A 16,785-nucleotide genomic window follows, 5' to 3' on the forward strand; every position below is an offset into this window, starting at 1 on the left:
CCGCCCTCCTCACCCGATCCCGCGTCACGTCATGCACACATTCGAGAAGGTGAGCACCGGCCAGCACACGATCGATCCCAGGAACGAGATCACCACGTCGAGGCCGTGGAGGTTGCTGAGATGATCCGTGTGCGTGAGCGTCCACACGACGCCCATCGCGAAGTACGGAATGCCCACCAGGATCAGGAGCCCGAGAAACTCGGAGACCTTCATCTCGTAGTGCAGGATTCGGTCGAGCACATTCATGTGGCGGTGTCCCCCTTCGCGTTGTTCGTCCTGCGTCCCGGCCCAGTGGACCGGGACGCACCCCCTTGCGCACGATGTTAACAGCCATTCGCACGGGACGAGCCCGAATGGAACACCGACCAGTTGTGATGTCCAGGGAGGTTGGTCCGGACATCACAACTAGGCCAGCAGACCCCGCCGGCTCTCCTCGATGCCCGACAGCACGAGGAGCAGCATCGTCGTCAGCGCGTCGTCGGCGAGGCCGGCGGCGGGGAAGGTGTAGCGCAGGACGACGTCCGCGAGCCGGCCACGGGTGATCACCGAGACCAGCCCGAACTGCAGTCCGGCGTTCTTGTCGGCGACCCGCTTGTGCAGTGTCGTGCTCACCGGTCGGTCCCAGGCCAGCACCGCCGTCAGCGCGAGCACGTCCAGGCCCGGCGCCAGCGTCACCGCCTGCAGCGAGCACAACGCGCCGGCGTACTCGAAACCCAGTGACCCGTCGTCGGTTTCGGTGACGGCGACGAACGGTGCGAGCACGTCGCGGGCGTGCCCCCTCAGCGCCTCGGCGGCGTCGGCGCTCACTGCTCCTTCACCCCGCCGAATCTCCTGTCGCGCGAGGCGAACTCGACACAGGCGGCCCACAGGTCGCGACGGTCGAAGTCGGGGAAGAGCTTCTCCTGGAACACCATCTCCGCGTACGCCGACTGCCAGATCAGGAAGTTCGACGTCCGCAACTCCCCGGACGGCCGCAGGAACAGGTCGACGTCCGGCATGTCCGGCTCGTCGAGGTACTTCGCAACGGTCGCCTCGGTGACCTTCTCCGGGTTGATCTCCCCGGCCGCGACGCGACGCGCGATCTCCCGTACGGCGTCGGCGATCTCGGCGCGTCCGCCGTAGTTGACGCACATGGTCAGCGTCATCACGTCGTTGTCCTTGGTCAGTTCCTCGGCGATCTCGAGTTCCCTGATCACCGACGCCCACAGCCGGGGCCGCCGCCCGGCCCAACGCACGCGCACGCCCATCTCGTGCATCTCGTCGCGTCGCCGCCTGATCACGTCCCGGTTGAAGCCCATCAGGAATCTGACCTCGTCGGGACTGCGCTTCCAGTTCTCGGTGGAGAACGCGTACGCCGACAGCCACGTGACCCCGACCTCGATGCAGCCTTCCACGGTGTCCATCAGCACCGCCTCACCGCGTTCGTGGCCCGCGGTGCGGGGCAGCCCGCGCTCCTGCGCCCAGCGGCCGTTGCCGTCCATCACCAACGCGACGTGCCGCGGGATCAGTTCCGGTTGGATGATCGGGGCCCGCGCCCCGGACGGGTGCGGGCTCGGGGGCCGGATCTGCCGGTCAGGCGAGGCTTGCGGTGCGCGTCGTCGGATCACGCTGTTCATCCTGCCGGACACCCTCGTCGACAGCGGCATGCGGCCGGGACCGTTCGATCAGCGGCAGCGTCCGCAGCTGTCGTTCCAGGTGCCACTGCAGGTGCGCGGCCACCAGACCGGAGGCCTGCGAACGCACCGCCGGGTCGACCGTCTCGGTGAACGCCCACTCGCCACGGTCGAGGGCGGCCATCAGGTCCAGCACGCCCGGCGCCGGGGTGGCCGCACCGGGCGGGCGGCAGTGCACGCACACCACTCCCCCGGCGGCGACGTGGAAGGCGCGGTGCGGTCCGGGTGCGGCGCAGCGGGCACACTCGTCGAGGGCGGGCGCCCAGCCCGCGAATCCCATCGCCCGCAGCAGATACGCGTCGAGCACCAGCTCGGGAGGGCGGATCTGGTCGCTGACGGCGCGGAGCGCGCCGACCGTGAGGCGGTGCAACCGGGGCGCGGGGGCCCGCTCCTCTCCGGCGAGACGCTCGGCAGTCTCGAGAATCGCGCAGGCCGTGGTGTACCGGCCGTAGTCGTCGACGATGTCGGTGGCGAAGGCGTCGAGGGTCTGCACCTGGGTGACGACGTCGAGGTTGCGTCCCGGATAGAGCTGGACGTCGACGTGCGCGAACGGTTCGAGCCGGGCACCGAACTTCGACTTCGTCCGGCGCACCCCCTTGGCGACCGCCCGCACCAGGCCGTGCTGCCGGGTGAGCAGCGTGACGATCCGGTCCGCCTCGCCCAGCTTGTGCTGGCGCAGCACCACCGCATGATCCCGGTACAACCTCACTGTCGGATTGTCCCACGCGGGTGTGACCGGACCCAGCTCACACTCCGCGGCGCTTCCGGCGGGAACCGCGCGTCGGCCGGCGTCACCGTGCACCCGCTTCGGCGAAACGCCTGCGAGCCGCCACCACCCCCGGATACTGTTCGTTCGAACGAACGGGGGAGGTCGGCGTGAGTGTTGACACCGGTCAACAGGGGGCGCGTTGGACCGGCGCGGTCGGGAGCGAGGGGTCCGACCGCGCCTGGCCCTCGCTCGAGGACTGCGCCCGGTCGCTGGCGCGGGGTGAGACCACGTCGGTCGCGCTGGTCACCCGCAGCCTCGACGCGATCGACGCCGGCCAGCCCACGCTGGGCGCCTTCCGGGTGGTCCGACGCGCCGCCGCCCTCGCCGAGGCCGCCGACGCCGACCGCCGGCTGGCCGCGGGCGTACGCCTGCCCCTGCTCGGCGTGCCCATCGCCGTCAAGGACGACGTCGACATCTCCGGCGAGCCGACCGCGTTCGGGTGCGCGGGCGACTTCCCCGCGAAGACCTCCGACTCCGAGGTCGTCCGCCGGCTGCGCGCAGCCGGTGCGGTGATCGTCGGCAAGACCAACAGTCCCGAGTTCGGCCAATGGCCCTTCACCGGCGGCACGTTCGGGCACACCCGCAACCCGTGGTCGCGCGATCGGACGCCGGGCGGCTCGTCGGGGGGCAGCGCGACCGCCGTCGCGGCCGGACTCGTTCCCGTCGCGCTCGGCTCCGACGGTGCGGGTTCGGTGCGCATCCCCGCCTCCTGGACCAACCTGGTCGGCATCAAACCCCAGCGGGGACGGATCTCCACCTGGCCGGACCCCGAGGCGTTCAACGGCATCACCGTGATCGGGCCGCTGGCACGCACGGTCGCCGACGCCGCCCTGCTCCTCGACCTGGTGTCCGGGCCGCACGACGGCGATCTGCACACGCCGCGTCCCGTCACCGCGCGTGAGGCCGTCGACCGCGACCCGGGCCGACTGCGGATCGCGCTGTCCCTGAAGATCCCGTTCACGGCCACCCGCACGGCACTGCACCCCGAGATGCGCGACGCCGTCGGAGCGACCGCGCACCTGCTGCGCCGACTCGGGCACGACGTCGTCCTCGCCGACCCCGCCTACGGAATCTCGTTGGGTGCCAACTTCCTTCCCCGCTCGATGGCGGGACTCGAAACCTGGCGACGCCGGGTGCCGGATCCGGCGCTGCTCGACCCGCGCACGCTCGCCAACGCCCGCACCGGCAGACTGCTCGGCGGCCTGCCGCTGCGCGCCGCCCGGGCCGCCGAGCCTCGGATCCGGCGACGCATCGGGGCGATCTTCGACGAGTTCGACGTGATCCTCGCGCCCACCACCGCGACCCCACCCCCGCCGGTGGACGCCATCGACGGCATCGGGAACTACGGCACCGACCGGGCGATCACCGCGGCGTGCCCGTACACCTGGCCGTGGAACGTGCTCGGCTGGCCGAGCGTGAACGTGCCCGCCGGCTTCACGTCGGACGGCCTGCCCCGCGGCGTGCAGCTGATGGGCCACGACTCGTCCGAGCCGCTGCTCGTCGCACTGGCCGCGCAACTCGAACGCGAACTGCATTGGGCCACTGCGCAGCCCGATCGGTGGTGGTGACGTGGCGGCCCAGGCGACCCAGGCATCCGCGCGGGAACGGATCCTGCAGGCGGTCCTGCAGGTGATCGGCACCGACGGCGTCGCAGCGGTGACCAACCGGCGGATCGCCGCGGAGGCGGGGGTGTCGCTCGGCTCGATCACCTACCACTTCCCCAGCCAGACGGACATGCTGCGGGACTCGCTGCTCGAGTTCGTCACGGCCGAGACCACCCGGATGACCGACCTGGCCGAGACCTACCGGGACCGGGGCCTGAGCGTGGCCGACGCCGCCACCCTCACCCAGAAGATCGTCCGCGACCTCGGCGGGACCGCGGAGCAGCTCGCCCCGTTCGAGCTGTTCATCCAGGCCGGCCGAGACCCGTCCCTGCAGGACGCGGCCGACGAGTGTTACGCCGCCTACGACGTCCTGGCCGTGACGATCCTCGAGGCCCTCGGCGTCGCCGACGCGACCGCGGTCGCCTCGACCCTCGTCGCGACGATCTCCGGTCTGCAGCTGCGCCGCGTCGCCACGGGCGTCCCGCAGGACGTGTCCGCCGCGATCCTCCGACTCGTCGGCGGGAACGCGGACTAGAACCCCAGGCGGCCGAGTTGCTTCGGGTCGCGCTGCCAGTCCTTGGCGACCTTGACGTGCAGCTCGAGGTAGATCTTGGTGCCGAGCAGGTGCTCGATCTGCTTGCGTGCCTTGGTGCCGACCTCCCGCAGGCGGGCGCCGCCCTTGCCGATGACGATGCCCTTCTGGCTGGGCCGCTCGACATACAGCAGGGCGTGCACGTCGAGCAGTTCACCCTGCTTCTCGGTGCGGCCCTCCCTTTCGACGATCTCCTCGATGACCACCGCCAGCGAGTGCGGCAGCTCGTCCCCCAGGCCTTCGAGCGCGGCCTCGCGGATCAGCTCGGCCATCAGCGTTTCCTCGGGTTCGTCGGTCAGTTCGCCGTCGGGGTAGAACGCCGGCCCCTCCTCCATGTGGGAGGCGAGCACGTCGACCACGACCTCCACCTGTTCCCCCGACGACGCGGACACGGGCACGACGTCGGTATCCGGTCCGAGCAGCTTCGACACGGCCAGCAACTGGGCGGCGAGTTGGTCCTTGCCGACCTTGTCGATCTTCGTGACGATGCCGATCAGCTTGGTGCGGGGCGCGACCTGCCGCACCTGTTCGAGGATCCAGCGGTCGCCGGGCCCGATCTTCTCGTCGGCCGGGATGCACAGGCCGATCGCGTCGACCTCCGAATAGGTGTCGCGAACCAGGTCGTTGAGCCGCTGCCCGAGCAGGGTGCGGGGCCGGTGCAGACCCGGGGTGTCGACGAGGATCAGCTGCGCGTGCTCGCGGTGCACGATGCCGCGGATCGTGTGCCGGGTGGTTTGCGGACGGGACGAGGTGATCGCGATCTTGCTGCCGACGAGTGCGTTGGTCAGCGTCGACTTGCCGGTGTTCGGGCGGCCGACGAAACAGACGAAGCCGGAACGGAATTCGGTGGTCATGATGTCTCCTCGATGTCGCCCTCGTCGGGTTTCGGTTCGCGTCGGGCCAGTACGGTGGTGATCCGGACCCGTCCGCGCATGTCGCTGCCGCCCTCGGCGCGCAGCACGAGACGGTCAACGGTGTTCCTGGCGTCGCCCGCGACGACGATCTCGGCACCGGGCAACGGGACCCGTCCCAGTTCGTAGCCGAGCAGGCCGCCGACGGTGTCGACCTCGTCGCTGTCGATCTCGATGTCGAACAGTTCCCCGAGATCCTCGAGCGGCAGTCGCGCCGACAGCCGGTAGCTGCCGTCCCCGAGTTCCTCGATCGGCGGGATCTCGTCGGTGTCGTACTCGTCGGCGATCTCGCCGACGATCTCCTCGATCACGTCCTCGATGGTGACCAGTCCCGCGATGCCGCCGTACTCGTCGACGAGCAACGCCATGTGGTTTCGGCCCTGCTGCATCTCGGCGAGCAGGCTGTCGAGGGGTTTGGAGTCGGGCACGAACACGGCGGGCCGCATCACCTCGCGGACGGTGACGCCGCGGCCACCGTCGGTGGAGTGGTAGGTCTTCTCGACCAGGTCCTTGAGGTAGACGACCCCGAGCACGTCGTCGACGTTTTCCCCGATCACCGGGATCCGGGAGTGCCCGCTGCGCACGGCCAGCGACGTGGCCTGGCCGGCCGACTTGTCCGCCTCGATCCACACCATCTCCGGACGCGGGACCATCACCTCGCGCGCGGGGGTGTCGCCGAGCTCGAACACCGACTGGATCATCCGGCGTTCCTCGTCGTCCACCACACCACGTTCCTGAGCCAGATCCACCAGCTCACGCAGCTCGATCTCGGAGGCGAACGGACCGTTGCGGAATCCCTTGCCGGGGGTCAGTGCATTGCCGAGGAGGATGAGCAGGCGGCTGACCGGACCCAGGAGCACCCCGAGCGCCTGCAGGGGCAACGCGGCGGCGAGCGCGATCGAGTACGCATGCTGGCGACCGATGGTGCGAGGCCCGACACCGATCACCACGTAGTTGACGAGACCCATCACGACCGCCGTGACGGCGAGCGCCCAGCCACGGTCGAGCAGGTCGAGCAACCCGGCCGCGAGCAACACCGTCGCGGAGATCTCGGCCGCGATGCGAAGCAACACGGTCAGGTTGACGTAACGGGGTCGGTCCGCCACGACCTGGAGCAGCCGTCCGGCGCCGGGACGCTCGTCCTTGGCCATCTCCTCGACCCGAGCCGGGGAGACGGTGTTCAGCGCGGAGTCGAGGGCGGCGAAGAGCCCACCGAGGAGAACGAGGACGACAGCGAGCAGGATGAGCAGGGCGGCACCCGTCACCGGCGGTCGCTCACGACTCGGGTCGAGCGCACTGTCACGGCTCGGTCCGGTCGACGAAGCCGGTCTTGCCGAGGAGCCTGCTGTCCCGAGCGGCGAGCTCGGCCTCGCGCTGCGCCCGCGCCAGGTCGTCGTACCACTCGGCGAGGAGACTGTTCTGCAACGCGAACATCTCCTTCTCCTCCTCCGGCTCCGCGTGGTCGTAGCCGAGCAGGTGCAGCACGCCGTGCACGGTCAGCAGGGCCAACTCGTGGGCGGTGGAATGGCCCGCCTTCGCGGCCTGGTCGGCGGCGAACGCGGGGCAGAGGACGATGTCGCCCAGCATCGCCGGTCCCGGCTCGGGGGCGTCGGGGCGGCCGCCCGGCTCGAGCTCGTCCATCGGGAACGACATGACGTCGGTGGGCCCGGGCAGGTCCATCCAGCGCATGTGCAGGTCCGCCATCGTGTCGAGATCCACGAGCACCATCGACAGTTCCGCCGCCGGATGCACGTCCATGCGGGAGATCGCGAACTTGGCGACACTCACCAGGTCCGCCTCCGAGACGTCCATCCCGGATTCGTTGGAAACCTCGATACTCATCTGTGCCGTTCTCCTCGTGCCGCGTCGGTGTCGCCCGGCGCGGCGGCTGTGCGGGGATTCAACTGTAGTGCGGGAAGCTGCCCGGTCCCCGTCACCGACGCCCCGAGTGGCCCGTCGCCGCGCGGCGCTGCGCGCGGTTGCCGAGCTTGACTTCGTCGATCCGCTCCGACTCGAACCGGTCGTACGCGTCGACGATGTCGGAGACGAGCCGGTGCCGCACGACGTCGGCGCTGGTGAGTTCCGCGAAGTGGATGTCGTCGATGTCGGTGAGGATCTCGGCCGCCGCGCGCAGGCCGGACCGCTGCCCGCCGGGCAGGTCCACCTGCGTGACGTCGCCGGTGACGACGATCTTCGACCCGAACCCGAGGCGGGTGAGGAACATCTTCATCTGCTCGGCGGTGGTGTTCTGCGCCTCGTCGAGAATGATGAACGCGTCGTTCAACGTCCGGCCACGCATGTAGGCCAGCGGCGCGACCTCGATCACCCCGGCCTGCATCAGCTTCGGGATCGCCTCGGGATCCATCATGTCGTGCAGCGCGTCGTGCAGCGGGCGCAGGTAGGGGTCGATCTTCTCGTGCAGGGTGCCGGGCAGGAACCCGAGTCGCTCACCGGCCTCGACCGCGGGCCGGGTCAGGATGATCCGGCTGACGTTCTTGCTCTGCAGCGCCTGCACGGCCTTCGCCATCGCGAGGTAGGTCTTGCCGGTGCCCGCCGGCCCGATGCCGAACACGATGGTGTTGGCGTCGATCGCATCGACGTATCGCTTCTGGTTGACGGTCTTCGGCCGAATCGTCTTGCCGCGCCGCGACAGGATGTCGAGGCTGAGCACGTCGGCGGGCGACTCGCCGCCGCCGTCGGTCATCATGGCGACGCTGCGGCGCACGGCGTCGGGGGTCAGTGCCTGACCTCTCCCGACGATGGTGACGAGTTCGCCGATGACGCGCTCGGCGAGGGCGACGTCCTCGACTCGACCACTGAGTGTGATGGCGTTACCGCGGACGTGGATGTCGGCGGCGAGGGCACGTTCGAGCACCTTGAGGTTCTCGTCTGTGGATCCGAGCAGGGGCAGCACCGCTTCGGGTGAGATCTCCATGCTCGAGCGGACGGAGCGCTGCACCGGGCGCTCCTGCCTGTCTGCCGTCCGCGCCGAACCACCGGATCGGGGGATGGCGGACGACGACACTGCGGTCTCACCCATTTCGCTGTCTGCACTCACGTGGTAGCTATGGCCTACTTTCCCTGATCCGGTGACGGTGATGTACGCAGTCTATCGCGCCCTCCTGCGGCTTCCCACCGAGTAAACCGCCGTCAGGGCACCGGACGCTCCGTCGACCGCCACCTGGGCGGTCACCCTCCCGACACCCACGCGATCGCGTCGGCCTCGCCGGCAGCGGCGAAGACCCGCAGCTCACCGGGGAACAGGAAGGCCAGCAGGTGGACGGCCTCCCCCAGCCCGGTGTGGTCGGTGACCAGCGCGAGCCGCCCCCAGACGTCGCGCGGGACGCCGATCAGCCGCGAGTCCTGCCACATCGCGCCCAGCGAGTACCGGTCGAAACCGTCCCCGAGGACGTAGACGAGATTGACCCGCTGATGGGCCGACACCGCTGCCTCGATCGCGGGATCGAACACGGTCCGGTAGTCCTCCGCCGTCACCACACCCAGCCCGCGATACCCGAGCGTGCCTGCCGGAAGTCCGGGAATCTTCTCGATGGTCATGGACCGACTGTGCTGCACCCCACCCACAGAGCCGTGCAGGCACGCCGTTCGGACACTCATGCCGCCATTTCGGGGGCGATCATCTCCATCTGTTCGAGGACCAGCTTGATCGCTGCCGGCTGTTGGTCCGGCGGGTAGCCATGCCGCACGAGCAGTCGCTTGATCTGGGAGCGCAACTTGGCCTTGACGTCGTCGCGTTGCGTCCAGTCGGTCTTGATGTCGCGACGCATCACGGCGACGAGATCACGGGCGATGTCCGCGAGCTTGCCCTCGCCCTGCTGCTCGACGGCGGACGGGTTCTGGCTGACCGCGTCGTAGAAGGCGAGTTCGTTCTGGTCGAGCGGCGGGTCGAATCGCTTGCCGCGGTCGGCTTCGCGGGCCACTTCCTCCGCCATCTCGACCATGGCCGCAATGACCTCCGCCGAGGTCAGCTGACTGTTGGTGTACTTGCGCATGAGCTCCTGCAGTCGTTCGGAGAAGGCTCGCTGGCGAACGACGTTGTGCTTGGCTGCCTTTCGAGACTCCTCGTTGACGAGTTTGCGAAGCGCCTCGATCGCGAGATTGGGGTTGCGGGCCTGTTGGGTCCGGGTGATGAACTCGACGTTGATCTCGCAGTGACGGCTTCGGCATGCCCGCGGCGTCGTAGATGTCGAGGACCTCGCCCGATTCGACGGACGCCGCCGTCAGCGTCCGCATCGCTCGCTCGACGTCCTCGGGGATCACCTGCCCGCGTGCCGCTCGGTCCTCCGCGTCGAACTTGGCCATGTAGACGCGGACCTCTTCGAAGAACCGCGCGACCGGCACCTGCTCGCGCAGTTCCTCGCGACCCCCGCAGATCGCCCACACGCGTGACAGCTGCGACGAGAACTTCCGATACCGGGCAGCGAGCGTCTCCTCCCCCTCTCCGCCCTGGTTCTCGGGGTGCCGCGGGTCCCGCAGGTGGTCGAGTCGAGCACGCTGCTCGCGAAGGGCCACCTGAACAGCAGCACAAAGGGAGTCGGATCGTGCGCGACCTCGACTTCACCGTGCCCGACGTGCCGCGCGGTCACAAGTTCTACGAAGTCGAGGTCGGGCACCGCGGCGGACTCTCGTACACCGAGTCGGAGGCCGAGTCCGGTCTCGCACTCACCCTCGGAAACTGACCGATTCCGTTTGGCTCACAGTTCATTTTCCAGCACAGAAGGGCTATTTCCATGACCACCCCCAGGGGGCAGTCCCCAACCAGCCGTATCCGTCGCAGGGCTTCCCGGCAGCACCGGAACCGCCGAAGAAGAAGGCCAAGAAGTGGCCGTGGATCGTCGGCACGATCGTCGCGTTGGGCGTGATCGGGAGCGTCGCAGGCGGTGGAGACAAGGACCAGCCCACCCCTGCGGCAGGATCGGCACCCGCAGTTGCCGGCGACGCTCCGGCGGCACCGGCGAAGCCCGCCAAGCAGGTAGCCGGGAGCGGAACGCCGGTGCGTGACGGCAAGTTCGAGTTCACGGTGACGAATGGAGTCGGGGCTGACGTCGCTCGGCAACAACCCGTTCCTGGCAAGGAAGGCACAGGGGCAGTTCGTTGTTGTGACGATGACGGTGCAGAACACGTCCGACGAACCGAAGAGCGTGAGCCCTGACAGCCGGAACTCTTCGATTCGCAGGGCCGCAAGTTCACCGCCGACACCAGCGCCGGGCTCAACCTCGACACCGATGTCGCGTTCTGGGACGAGATCAACCCCGGCAACGCGGTAACACTGAAGGTCGTCTACGACATGCCCGCCGGCGCCACCCCCGCATCGATGGAACTGCACGACTCCATGCTCTCGGGCGGTGTGGAAGTCACTCTGCAGTAGCCGGTTTCGTATGTGGCGGTGGGCGCGAAGGGGGCGCTCACCGCCACACCTAGCCGCGAGAACTCGGAAACCCATTTGGCACCCGAACCTCGCCCGGCGAGCCAACCGACCCAAGCGCAGCCCCTGGTAGTCTCGCCGCGGGGTGAGGGGGTCACCCGTTACATGCGGGTCAGGGGTGATGATGAGAAGCGATCCGGAGCGGATGCACTCGACAGCGAATCGGGTGGCCGCATTGGCCGACGAGTTCTGGGACGATGTCGAGGATCTCCGCCGCGAAGCCGAGAACCTCATGGCGGACGACTGGGTCGGCGCCGCGGCCGGCAGCCATGCGGCACTGTGGGCGGAGTGGCTCGATTCGGCGCGACGCGTGTCCGTGGCTCTGAGTGATGACGCCGTGTTGTTGCACCAGGCAGCAGATGCGTATACGAGTATCGACAACTCCAATGCGCGAGAGGCAGAGTGTCTTCGGCCGGGGCTCGATGCCTGATGGCGCGCTACGTCGCGAACACGGAACGGATTCTCGCGCTTGTCGAGCGAGCCCGCCGCATCGGTCGACAGTTCGAGCTGCGCATCGCCGAGGTTGAACGCGAGATTGCTTCCCTGCATGTTGATTGGCAAGGAGTTGCCGCCGAGGCGCATCGAGGCAAGGCGGAGACCTGGCACCGCGAAATGACGGACATGAAGACCGCCTTGGCGGCACTCGAGACCGCCGCTCAGAGCGCACATGACGGGTACATCGCCAATGTCGAGCACAACATGAGGATGTGGCCTTGACCGCCCCGATCACCATGGACTCCACGGTGCTGGCCGATGTGGCCGAGTTGTACGGAACAGCACAGGCGAGCGGGCAGACAGCGATCACCACTCTCGCCGCCGCACTCGACGCGAACTGGGGCTGCGCCGGGAGCGATGGTGCGGGCGCTACTTGGGCGGGAGGCTACGATCCGGCGGCATTCGATGCCGTCGCTGCAGGGACCAACATCGTCAACGCATTCGGCAAGTTGCGTGATCTGCTCGCCTTCACTGCTCTCAACCACGGAAACATCGAGAAAGCCAACAGCAGTCCCCCGGAACCCCCGGACGGACCGCCGACACGACTCCCGAGGAACGAGTCGCCAACCTTCAAGGGTGCGTTCGGCGGTGCCACCGACGAGCCGTTCGGGTGGGGCTTGGTCAGCAATTGGCTGCAGGGCCACACGTGGCCCGACGGCGACCCCGACAAGCTGCGTGCGCTCGGTGTTGCGTGGCGTGCCGCCGCCAGGGGACTCCGAAGTGCGGGAGACGGGACCGCGTCGGCATTCCCGCTCCTCGAGGACATCGTCTCCGGCGAGATACCTCAGGCTTTGGCACAGATGGACTTGGTGGTCACCGACACCGAGCAGGTGGCGTCCCAATACGAGAGTCTCGCGGCGGCATGTGAGGACTGGGCCCGCACCATCGAGGACGCTCACCACAAGATCCTCGCCATCCTCGCCGGCGCCCTCGGTGCAGGTCTCGTCATCGGCGGTGTCGCGGGCTTCTTCACGGCCGGGACCGGTGCGGCGGCCGCGGCCAGTGCCGCCGGAAGCGCAGCGGGAGCCTCCATCGTCACAGTCCTCATCGCTTCGATGCCGCGGCCGCGGTCGCGGTCGGCGCAACCGTTGCCGCCGGTGTCGCGATCGCTGGAGTGGCCGCCGATCTGCAACCCCTACTCGAAGCGAACCCGACCACGTTCAACTCGAGCACCGGTGGCGGCGGAGGCGCACACAACTACGCCACGCCGCCGAAGAGTCTGTCGGGATTCCCGAATGCACGGCCGGCGAAACGTCTCGGCCATCGAAAGAGATGGCAAGACGACAAGGGCAACACGTACGAGTGGGACTATCAGCACGGCGCGGTCGAGAAGTACGACAAGAATGGACGACACCAAGGCGAGTACGACCCCGAGACGGGTGCACAGACAAAGCCAGCTGATCCGACACGAAGACCGGAGCGATGAACCGTATGTGGTATTTGGAGGCTTTCGACAGGGAATCCGAACTGCAAGTTCGCGACTACGCCATGCCGGGTTTGACCACGGCAATCCTGAAGAATCTACTGAACCTCGGAGAAGCCGTGGAAATCGGTGGGGTGAAATACCCACTCGAAGCTGGGGGCTACGACATTCCACCGGAAACTACCCCAAGCTTCGCTGAGTACATTGACGGGCCATTCAAGGTCGACGACTCATTGGACTATCAGGTTGGGTTCTACGATGAATGACGCCAACCAATTCAGGCCTTCTACTGCCGACCACTCCAACTCCAGATTCCCGGCGTGGCTTGTTCCGCGCCGCGGTCAGAACGGTGCTGGTTCGTCGTCGATCGGGAGCGTGACGGGCCGGTCGAGGTCGTAGACCTTGATGTTGCAGGCTCGGTCGACCACGGCGATCGGCTTGGGCCAGGAGTCGAGCAGGTACCTCAGGTCGGCCTCAACTCCCCTACCGCCTGGTTGTCCGAACAATCGGACGAGCTCGTGCGGGTCGGTGAGCGTCACACCACACGTCGCTGCTATCTCTGCGTTCGAGCGCGCGTCGTCACCTGGCACGCCGCCGGGCTGGCGCTGGCGAGCACGGTTGCGTCGTAGCCGACGCTGTCGGACGACCGTACAGACGAACCGGCACCGCTGAGCGAGCCCACGCCGGAGCCTGCAGCGCCCGACGACTGCTCATCCCGACTCGCCGAGCCCGTGTCGCACGGTGGTGCGGTCGCGTCGGCGCTGAATTCACCGAGAGGTTCCGTGACGACGAGTTCGCCAGAGGGAGTGGTCCATTCGAGTCGCCCACCTCCGAGCTGCCGCACCTTCCACCGCCCGATCGTTTTCAGGCGGTGGTGCCGATGACAGAGGCACGCCAGGTTCTGCTCGACCGTCCAGCCGCCCGAAGCAGGGTCGTGTGGTCGAACGGCACCGTGTGGTCGATGTCGCAGGAAACCGCCCGGACCGTGCACCCCGGGAATCGACAGACCCCGTCCCGGGCGCGCACGATCTCCGCCAGCCGCTGAGACGGCCGATACGTCAGCTGTTCTCGTCGACGTCTGCTGCGTTCGCGGATGGCCGACGGCGTGATCCCCGCGGCAGTCAACGCCCGGCCGATACCCAGAATCGTTCCGTGCGTCAATGTTTCGATTCGGCGACCCGACAACCACACCTCGTCGGACACGCCGCCGGACCCGGGTGCACCCACACCCTTGCCGTGCCCGACCTCGCCGCACAGGGCGTCGAGCAGCGCCTCCCGGTCCGAGTCGGACAGCGTCAGCACCTTCCGCCACGTCCCGTCCGCTGCTATGTCCCGCGCGAGATCGGCATCGATCCACCCGTGACCGGCCAGGTAGCCGGGCAGGTCGTTGAGCCCGAGCAGGGTCGTCAGGTTCACCCAGACATGAATCGTCGCCGGCGGCAACGGCGGCATGAGCGAACCACGTGAACTTTGCCAGTCGACGCTCTCGTCCGCGCGGCCTCGCCGACCGATCCCCCATCGTCAACGACCCCGACCTGGGGACCCGCCGAATTGGCGGCCGCGTCGCCGGCGCCACCAGCAGTGGCAGCGACTGCAACCGAATCGCCGGATGGACCACCCGGAGCCGGGCTTGTCACGCTCACCGTCTGCGCGCAGTCCGCACGACCGCACAGACACCGGAGGCGGCCCGATCCATCCGCCAACGCCACCAACGCATCCGCCCGCCGCTGCGCAAATGTCCGCGGATCGTTCCCACACACCTCGAAACGCATCCGCCGCAGCCGCATCGCCACCACCTGCCCCGCCGGACCCGGCAACGTGCCCTCCACCGAACACGTCCCGTCGTCATTCGCACGGAACCGCACATCCCGATCGGCCTCACCCTGCTCCCGCCGCGCCTTCGCACCCGCAGGATCGTGCCGCGCCACCAACCGGCGCGCCGCACGGCGGATCATCGACGTTGTCGCACCATCGATCCCATCGAGAAGCAGCCGCTCCACCAACTCCGCCTTCTCGGCGGTGACGGTCTCCAGTGCATCCGAAATGGCCTGCGCCCTCGCCCGATCGATACGACCCGACGAGAACGCGTCCGACGTCGCACGCAGCCGCCACCGAAGATCGAGCCCCAACCCGATCCACCGCCGCGCCACCGACTCGGTCACCGTCACCATCACACCGACCTCCACACGCGCGAGCTCACCCTGATTCGCCTCGTTACAACCCCGCCGGGCATCCTCCGCGCAGCGAGCCAGATACCCCGACGCCACCGCATCCACCTCGAGGAACTGCGACCGCGCGATCCCCGCATGCCGCTCACGCAGCACCGCCGTCCACTCGAGTTCCGGAACACCCGACAGCACACCGGGAGCAACCTCCCCCGCCTGCACCGCCCCCCCCCCCGACTCGAACATGAGTTCTATCGTACACACGTTCGAACAAGCTGGCGAGTACTGCGACGAATGCATCCACCGGTCCGTCGGGTCCGGTCAAGCTGATGCAGCGCCACAGTGGTAAGTCGGCGGCGCCCCGCACCGAGATGCGGTCGGCCGCTGCTCGAGGCGCACCGCCGGAAATCCTCAGTAGCATCCGTTGTGTACCTCGACTTGTGCCGTGGAACCGTGAACGAACGTAATCGACTGATCCATCACTTCTTCCGCGATCACGCCGAAGACTTCATGACCGATACCGGGCGACAGCGCACGCTTGACGATCTCTCGGAGATCAGCGCACTGCAGTTCGCGGCCGATGCCGCTTGCCACAGGGTGCTCCTGCCGATCGGACAGACATCAGGTCTCACGCAGTGAAGCCATCGAACGGGAGTTCAACACGGTGCTCGAAGCGGTTCGAACGGCCGAGACAGACACAACTCGAATCCGACCGACTCTGTCACCCGTGCATTGTCACGAACAGTCGCCGGGCTCGCCGATCCTGACGACGGACAGCAACGCTTCGCCTTCCGTGACAGTGCTCCCGACGGACGGCGTCTGGGCGACGACGACCCAATTGCTGTCGAGGACCTGGTTGCGCCCCTGACCGGTGGCATCCTGGCTGCGGGAGTAGAAGACGCCCGCAGCCTGAATCGCGTCCTGCGCATCCTGGAGGTTCATGCACGTCACGTTCGGCATGGTCGCCGGCGCAGCAGCCGCGGCAGTTGCCTGCGTTGCAGTCACTGTTGCCGCAGTCGCCGGTGCCACTTCGGACGTGGGGGCCGCCTGCGGCGTCGTCGGATCCGCGGGATCCGGGCGCGCGGTGGTGGTGGTGCCCGTGCCGGATTCGGCATCCAGACCGTCACCGATATCGCTGACGATGCCGATGAGCACGAACACTGCGGCGACGCCGATCGCAATGAGGACGCCGCGCCGAACCGGCCGCTTCTCGGGCTCCGGGGGCGGCGCGGCGAACGCGGCCGGATCACCGGCGAGGAACGCCTCGTGACCCGCCTGCGCACGAGCGGCGAGAGCCTCGTTCGCGGACCTACGCTGGGCTCGGTACTCGCGAATCGGCTTGCCCACGGCCAGATACCCGAGGCCGGCGGTGAACACCATCAGCACCAGAGCATCCCCGAACAGCCCGTTCACGAGATCGACGAACGTCAACCACAGGCAGATGGCGGCGAAAAACCCCGCGACGACGCGCAGATAGGGGGCGAAGCGTTTCATGGGAACTCCCGTGGCCGTGAACGGTCGTCGGACGACGGCGTAGGCAGTCCTGTCGAAGTAGCCGATCGCGTCGTCCGACATCATCATCTGCGAAGCCCGCGAACTTGGCCACCTCGTTCAGTGCGGGGACCCATGCATGGGTGAGCAGGTCGTGCAGCCGGATCGGGAACTGCACACGCTTCTCCTGTTCCGTCAAGAACGCGGCAGGGAGCA

General features: G+C 68.1%; 22 protein-coding genes and 2 pseudogenes. 9 read left to right on the forward strand and 15 right to left on the reverse strand.

Annotated features, from left to right (window positions below; translation table 11 throughout):
- Positions 1 to 24 precede the first annotated feature (24 nt).
- The 4 genes from ACFYVR_RS24425 to recO form a co-directional block, all read right to left on the reverse strand.
- On the reverse strand, positions 25 to 246 hold the full coding sequence (locus ACFYVR_RS24425; protein WP_387478153.1) for a hypothetical protein: 222 nt from the start codon (positions 244 to 246) through the stop codon (positions 25 to 27).
- 159 nt (positions 247 to 405) lie between these two features.
- Positions 406 to 807, reverse strand: coding sequence for a hypothetical protein (locus ACFYVR_RS24430; protein ID WP_387478155.1), 402 nt, complete (start codon positions 805 to 807; stop codon positions 406 to 408).
- Complete coding sequence (locus ACFYVR_RS24435) at positions 804 to 1,616, reverse strand: isoprenyl transferase (protein WP_387478157.1); 813 nt, start codon at positions 1,614 to 1,616, stop codon at positions 804 to 806. The genes ACFYVR_RS24430 and ACFYVR_RS24435 overlap by 4 nt, the downstream gene beginning before the upstream one ends.
- Entirely contained in the window at positions 1,573 to 2,382 is an 810-nt protein-coding gene (gene recO / locus ACFYVR_RS24440) for a DNA repair protein RecO (RefSeq protein WP_387478159.1), read from the reverse strand. Before recO ends, ACFYVR_RS24435 begins: the two co-directional genes overlap by 44 nt.
- A 167-nt stretch (positions 2,383 to 2,549) precedes the next feature.
- Here recO and ACFYVR_RS24445 point away from each other — a divergent pair, with 167 nt between their 5' ends.
- A complete protein-coding gene (locus ACFYVR_RS24445) occupies positions 2,550 to 4,010 on the forward strand; it encodes an amidase (protein WP_387478162.1) in 1,461 nt (486 codons plus the stop codon).
- A gap of 1 nt (position 4,011) precedes the next feature.
- A complete protein-coding gene (locus tag ACFYVR_RS24450) occupies positions 4,012 to 4,581 on the forward strand; it encodes a TetR/AcrR family transcriptional regulator (RefSeq protein ID WP_387478164.1) in 570 nt (189 codons plus the stop codon).
- On the opposite strand, the gene era is transcribed toward ACFYVR_RS24450, so the two are convergent.
- From era to ACFYVR_RS24480, 6 genes and pseudogenes are all read right to left on the reverse strand, one after another.
- On the reverse strand, positions 4,578 to 5,495 hold the full coding sequence (era, locus tag ACFYVR_RS24455; RefSeq protein WP_387478238.1) for a GTPase Era: 918 nt from the start codon (positions 5,493 to 5,495) through the stop codon (positions 4,578 to 4,580). The two genes, ACFYVR_RS24450 and era, sit on opposite strands and share 4 nt — an antisense overlap.
- Positions 5,489 to 6,814 (reverse strand): hemolysin family protein, encoded by a 1,326-nt coding sequence (locus ACFYVR_RS24460; RefSeq protein ID WP_387478166.1) that lies wholly within the window; start codon positions 6,812 to 6,814, stop codon positions 5,489 to 5,491. The genes era and ACFYVR_RS24460 overlap by 7 nt, the downstream gene beginning before the upstream one ends.
- Positions 6,815 to 6,848: 34 nt before the next feature.
- A complete protein-coding gene (gene ybeY / locus ACFYVR_RS24465; protein WP_387478168.1) occupies positions 6,849 to 7,391 on the reverse strand; it encodes an rRNA maturation RNase YbeY in 543 nt (180 codons plus the stop codon).
- Positions 7,392 to 7,482: 91 nt separating this feature from the next.
- Positions 7,483 to 8,484 carry a PhoH family protein gene (locus ACFYVR_RS24470; protein WP_387478241.1) on the reverse strand — a complete coding sequence of 334 codons (1,002 nt, stop codon included), beginning with the start codon at positions 8,482 to 8,484 and terminating at the stop codon, positions 7,483 to 7,485.
- A 254-nt stretch (positions 8,485 to 8,738) separates the two neighbouring features.
- A complete protein-coding gene (locus ACFYVR_RS24475; protein ID WP_387478170.1) occupies positions 8,739 to 9,107 on the reverse strand; it encodes an STAS/SEC14 domain-containing protein in 369 nt (122 codons plus the stop codon).
- Positions 9,108 to 9,163: 56 nt separating this feature from the next.
- Positions 9,164 to 10,052: pseudogene (locus ACFYVR_RS24480) on the reverse strand (DUF3387 domain-containing protein); the annotation flags it as partial.
- A gap of 59 nt (positions 10,053 to 10,111) precedes the next feature.
- On the opposite strand from ACFYVR_RS24480, the gene ACFYVR_RS24485 reads away from it, so the two are divergent.
- From ACFYVR_RS24485 to ACFYVR_RS24515, 7 genes and pseudogenes are all read left to right on the forward strand, one after another.
- Positions 10,112 to 10,249 (forward strand): hypothetical protein, encoded by a 138-nt coding sequence (locus tag ACFYVR_RS24485; RefSeq protein ID WP_387478173.1) that lies wholly within the window; start codon positions 10,112 to 10,114, stop codon positions 10,247 to 10,249.
- Positions 10,250 to 10,597: 348 nt separating this feature from the next.
- Entirely contained in the window at positions 10,598 to 10,837 is a 240-nt protein-coding gene (locus ACFYVR_RS24490; RefSeq protein ID WP_387478175.1) for a DUF4352 domain-containing protein, read from the forward strand.
- Positions 10,789 to 10,938 (forward strand): annotated as a pseudogene (locus tag ACFYVR_RS24495) (DUF4352 domain-containing protein); the annotation flags it as partial. The gene ACFYVR_RS24490 and the pseudogene ACFYVR_RS24495, both read left to right, overlap by 49 nt.
- A 181-nt stretch (positions 10,939 to 11,119) precedes the next feature.
- Positions 11,120 to 11,425, forward strand: a complete 306-nt coding sequence (locus ACFYVR_RS24500) for a WXG100 family type VII secretion target (RefSeq protein ID WP_387478178.1) — start codon at positions 11,120 to 11,122, stop codon at positions 11,423 to 11,425.
- On the forward strand, positions 11,425 to 11,712 hold the full coding sequence (locus ACFYVR_RS24505; protein WP_387478181.1) for a WXG100 family type VII secretion target: 288 nt from the start codon (positions 11,425 to 11,427) through the stop codon (positions 11,710 to 11,712). Before ACFYVR_RS24500 ends, ACFYVR_RS24505 begins: the two co-directional genes overlap by 1 nt.
- Positions 11,713 to 12,604: 892 nt before the next feature.
- Positions 12,605 to 12,916, forward strand: coding sequence for a colicin E3/pyocin S6 family cytotoxin (locus ACFYVR_RS24510; RefSeq protein ID WP_387478183.1), 312 nt, complete (start codon positions 12,605 to 12,607; stop codon positions 12,914 to 12,916).
- Entirely contained in the window at positions 12,913 to 13,179 is a 267-nt protein-coding gene (locus tag ACFYVR_RS24515) for a hypothetical protein (RefSeq protein ID WP_387478186.1), read from the forward strand. Before ACFYVR_RS24510 ends, ACFYVR_RS24515 begins: the two co-directional genes overlap by 4 nt.
- Positions 13,180 to 13,254: 75 nt before the next feature.
- On the opposite strand, the gene ACFYVR_RS24520 is transcribed toward ACFYVR_RS24515, so the two are convergent.
- The 5 genes from ACFYVR_RS24520 to ACFYVR_RS24540 all read right to left on the reverse strand — a co-directional run bounded on the left by ACFYVR_RS24520 (position 13,255) and on the right by ACFYVR_RS24540 (position 16,572).
- Complete coding sequence (locus ACFYVR_RS24520) at positions 13,255 to 13,452, reverse strand: hypothetical protein (RefSeq protein WP_387478189.1); 198 nt, start codon at positions 13,450 to 13,452, stop codon at positions 13,255 to 13,257.
- 325 nt (positions 13,453 to 13,777) lie between these two features.
- Entirely contained in the window at positions 13,778 to 14,329 is a 552-nt protein-coding gene (locus ACFYVR_RS24525) for an HNH endonuclease signature motif containing protein (RefSeq protein WP_387478192.1), read from the reverse strand.
- Positions 14,326 to 15,273, reverse strand: a complete 948-nt coding sequence (locus ACFYVR_RS24530; RefSeq protein WP_387478195.1) for a DUF222 domain-containing protein — start codon at positions 15,271 to 15,273, stop codon at positions 14,326 to 14,328. The genes ACFYVR_RS24525 and ACFYVR_RS24530 overlap by 4 nt, the downstream gene beginning before the upstream one ends.
- Positions 15,274 to 15,489: 216 nt before the next feature.
- On the reverse strand, positions 15,490 to 15,672 hold the full coding sequence (locus ACFYVR_RS24535; protein ID WP_387478198.1) for a hypothetical protein: 183 nt from the start codon (positions 15,670 to 15,672) through the stop codon (positions 15,490 to 15,492).
- A gap of 141 nt (positions 15,673 to 15,813) precedes the next feature.
- Entirely contained in the window at positions 15,814 to 16,572 is a 759-nt protein-coding gene (locus tag ACFYVR_RS24540; RefSeq protein ID WP_387478201.1) for a PASTA domain-containing protein, read from the reverse strand.
- Positions 16,573 to 16,785 lie beyond the last annotated feature (213 nt).

The organism is Rhodococcus sp. NPDC003318 (assembly GCF_042879035.1).
Lineage (GTDB): Bacteria > Actinomycetota > Actinomycetes > Mycobacteriales > Mycobacteriaceae > Rhodococcus_G.

Bases quoted from the DNA above. Each gene is read 5' to 3' on its own strand.
- ACFYVR_RS24470 (WP_387478241.1), bottom strand. From the start codon at position 8,484: ATGGAGATCTCACCCGAAGCGGTGCTGCCCCTGCTCGGATCCACAGAC.
- ACFYVR_RS24505 (WP_387478181.1), top strand. From the start codon at position 11,425: ATGGCGCGCTACGTCGCGAACACGGAACGGATTCTCGCGCTTGTCGAG.
- ACFYVR_RS24435 (WP_387478157.1), bottom strand. From the start codon at position 1,616: ATGAACAGCGTGATCCGACGACGCGCACCGCAAGCCTCGCCTGACCGG.
- ybeY (WP_387478168.1), bottom strand. From the start codon at position 7,391: ATGAGTATCGAGGTTTCCAACGAATCCGGGATGGACGTCTCGGAGGCG.
- ACFYVR_RS24540 (WP_387478201.1), bottom strand. From the start codon at position 16,572: ATGAAACGCTTCGCCCCCTATCTGCGCGTCGTCGCGGGGTTTTTCGCC.
- ACFYVR_RS24475 (WP_387478170.1), bottom strand. From the start codon at position 9,107: ATGACCATCGAGAAGATTCCCGGACTTCCGGCAGGCACGCTCGGGTAT.
- ACFYVR_RS24425 (WP_387478153.1), bottom strand. From the start codon at position 246: ATGAATGTGCTCGACCGAATCCTGCACTACGAGATGAAGGTCTCCGAG.
- ACFYVR_RS24515 (WP_387478186.1), top strand. From the start codon at position 12,913: ATGAACCGTATGTGGTATTTGGAGGCTTTCGACAGGGAATCCGAACTG.
- ACFYVR_RS24490 (WP_387478175.1), top strand. From the start codon at position 10,598: ATGGAGTCGGGGCTGACGTCGCTCGGCAACAACCCGTTCCTGGCAAGG.
- ACFYVR_RS24500 (WP_387478178.1), top strand. From the start codon at position 11,120: ATGAGAAGCGATCCGGAGCGGATGCACTCGACAGCGAATCGGGTGGCC.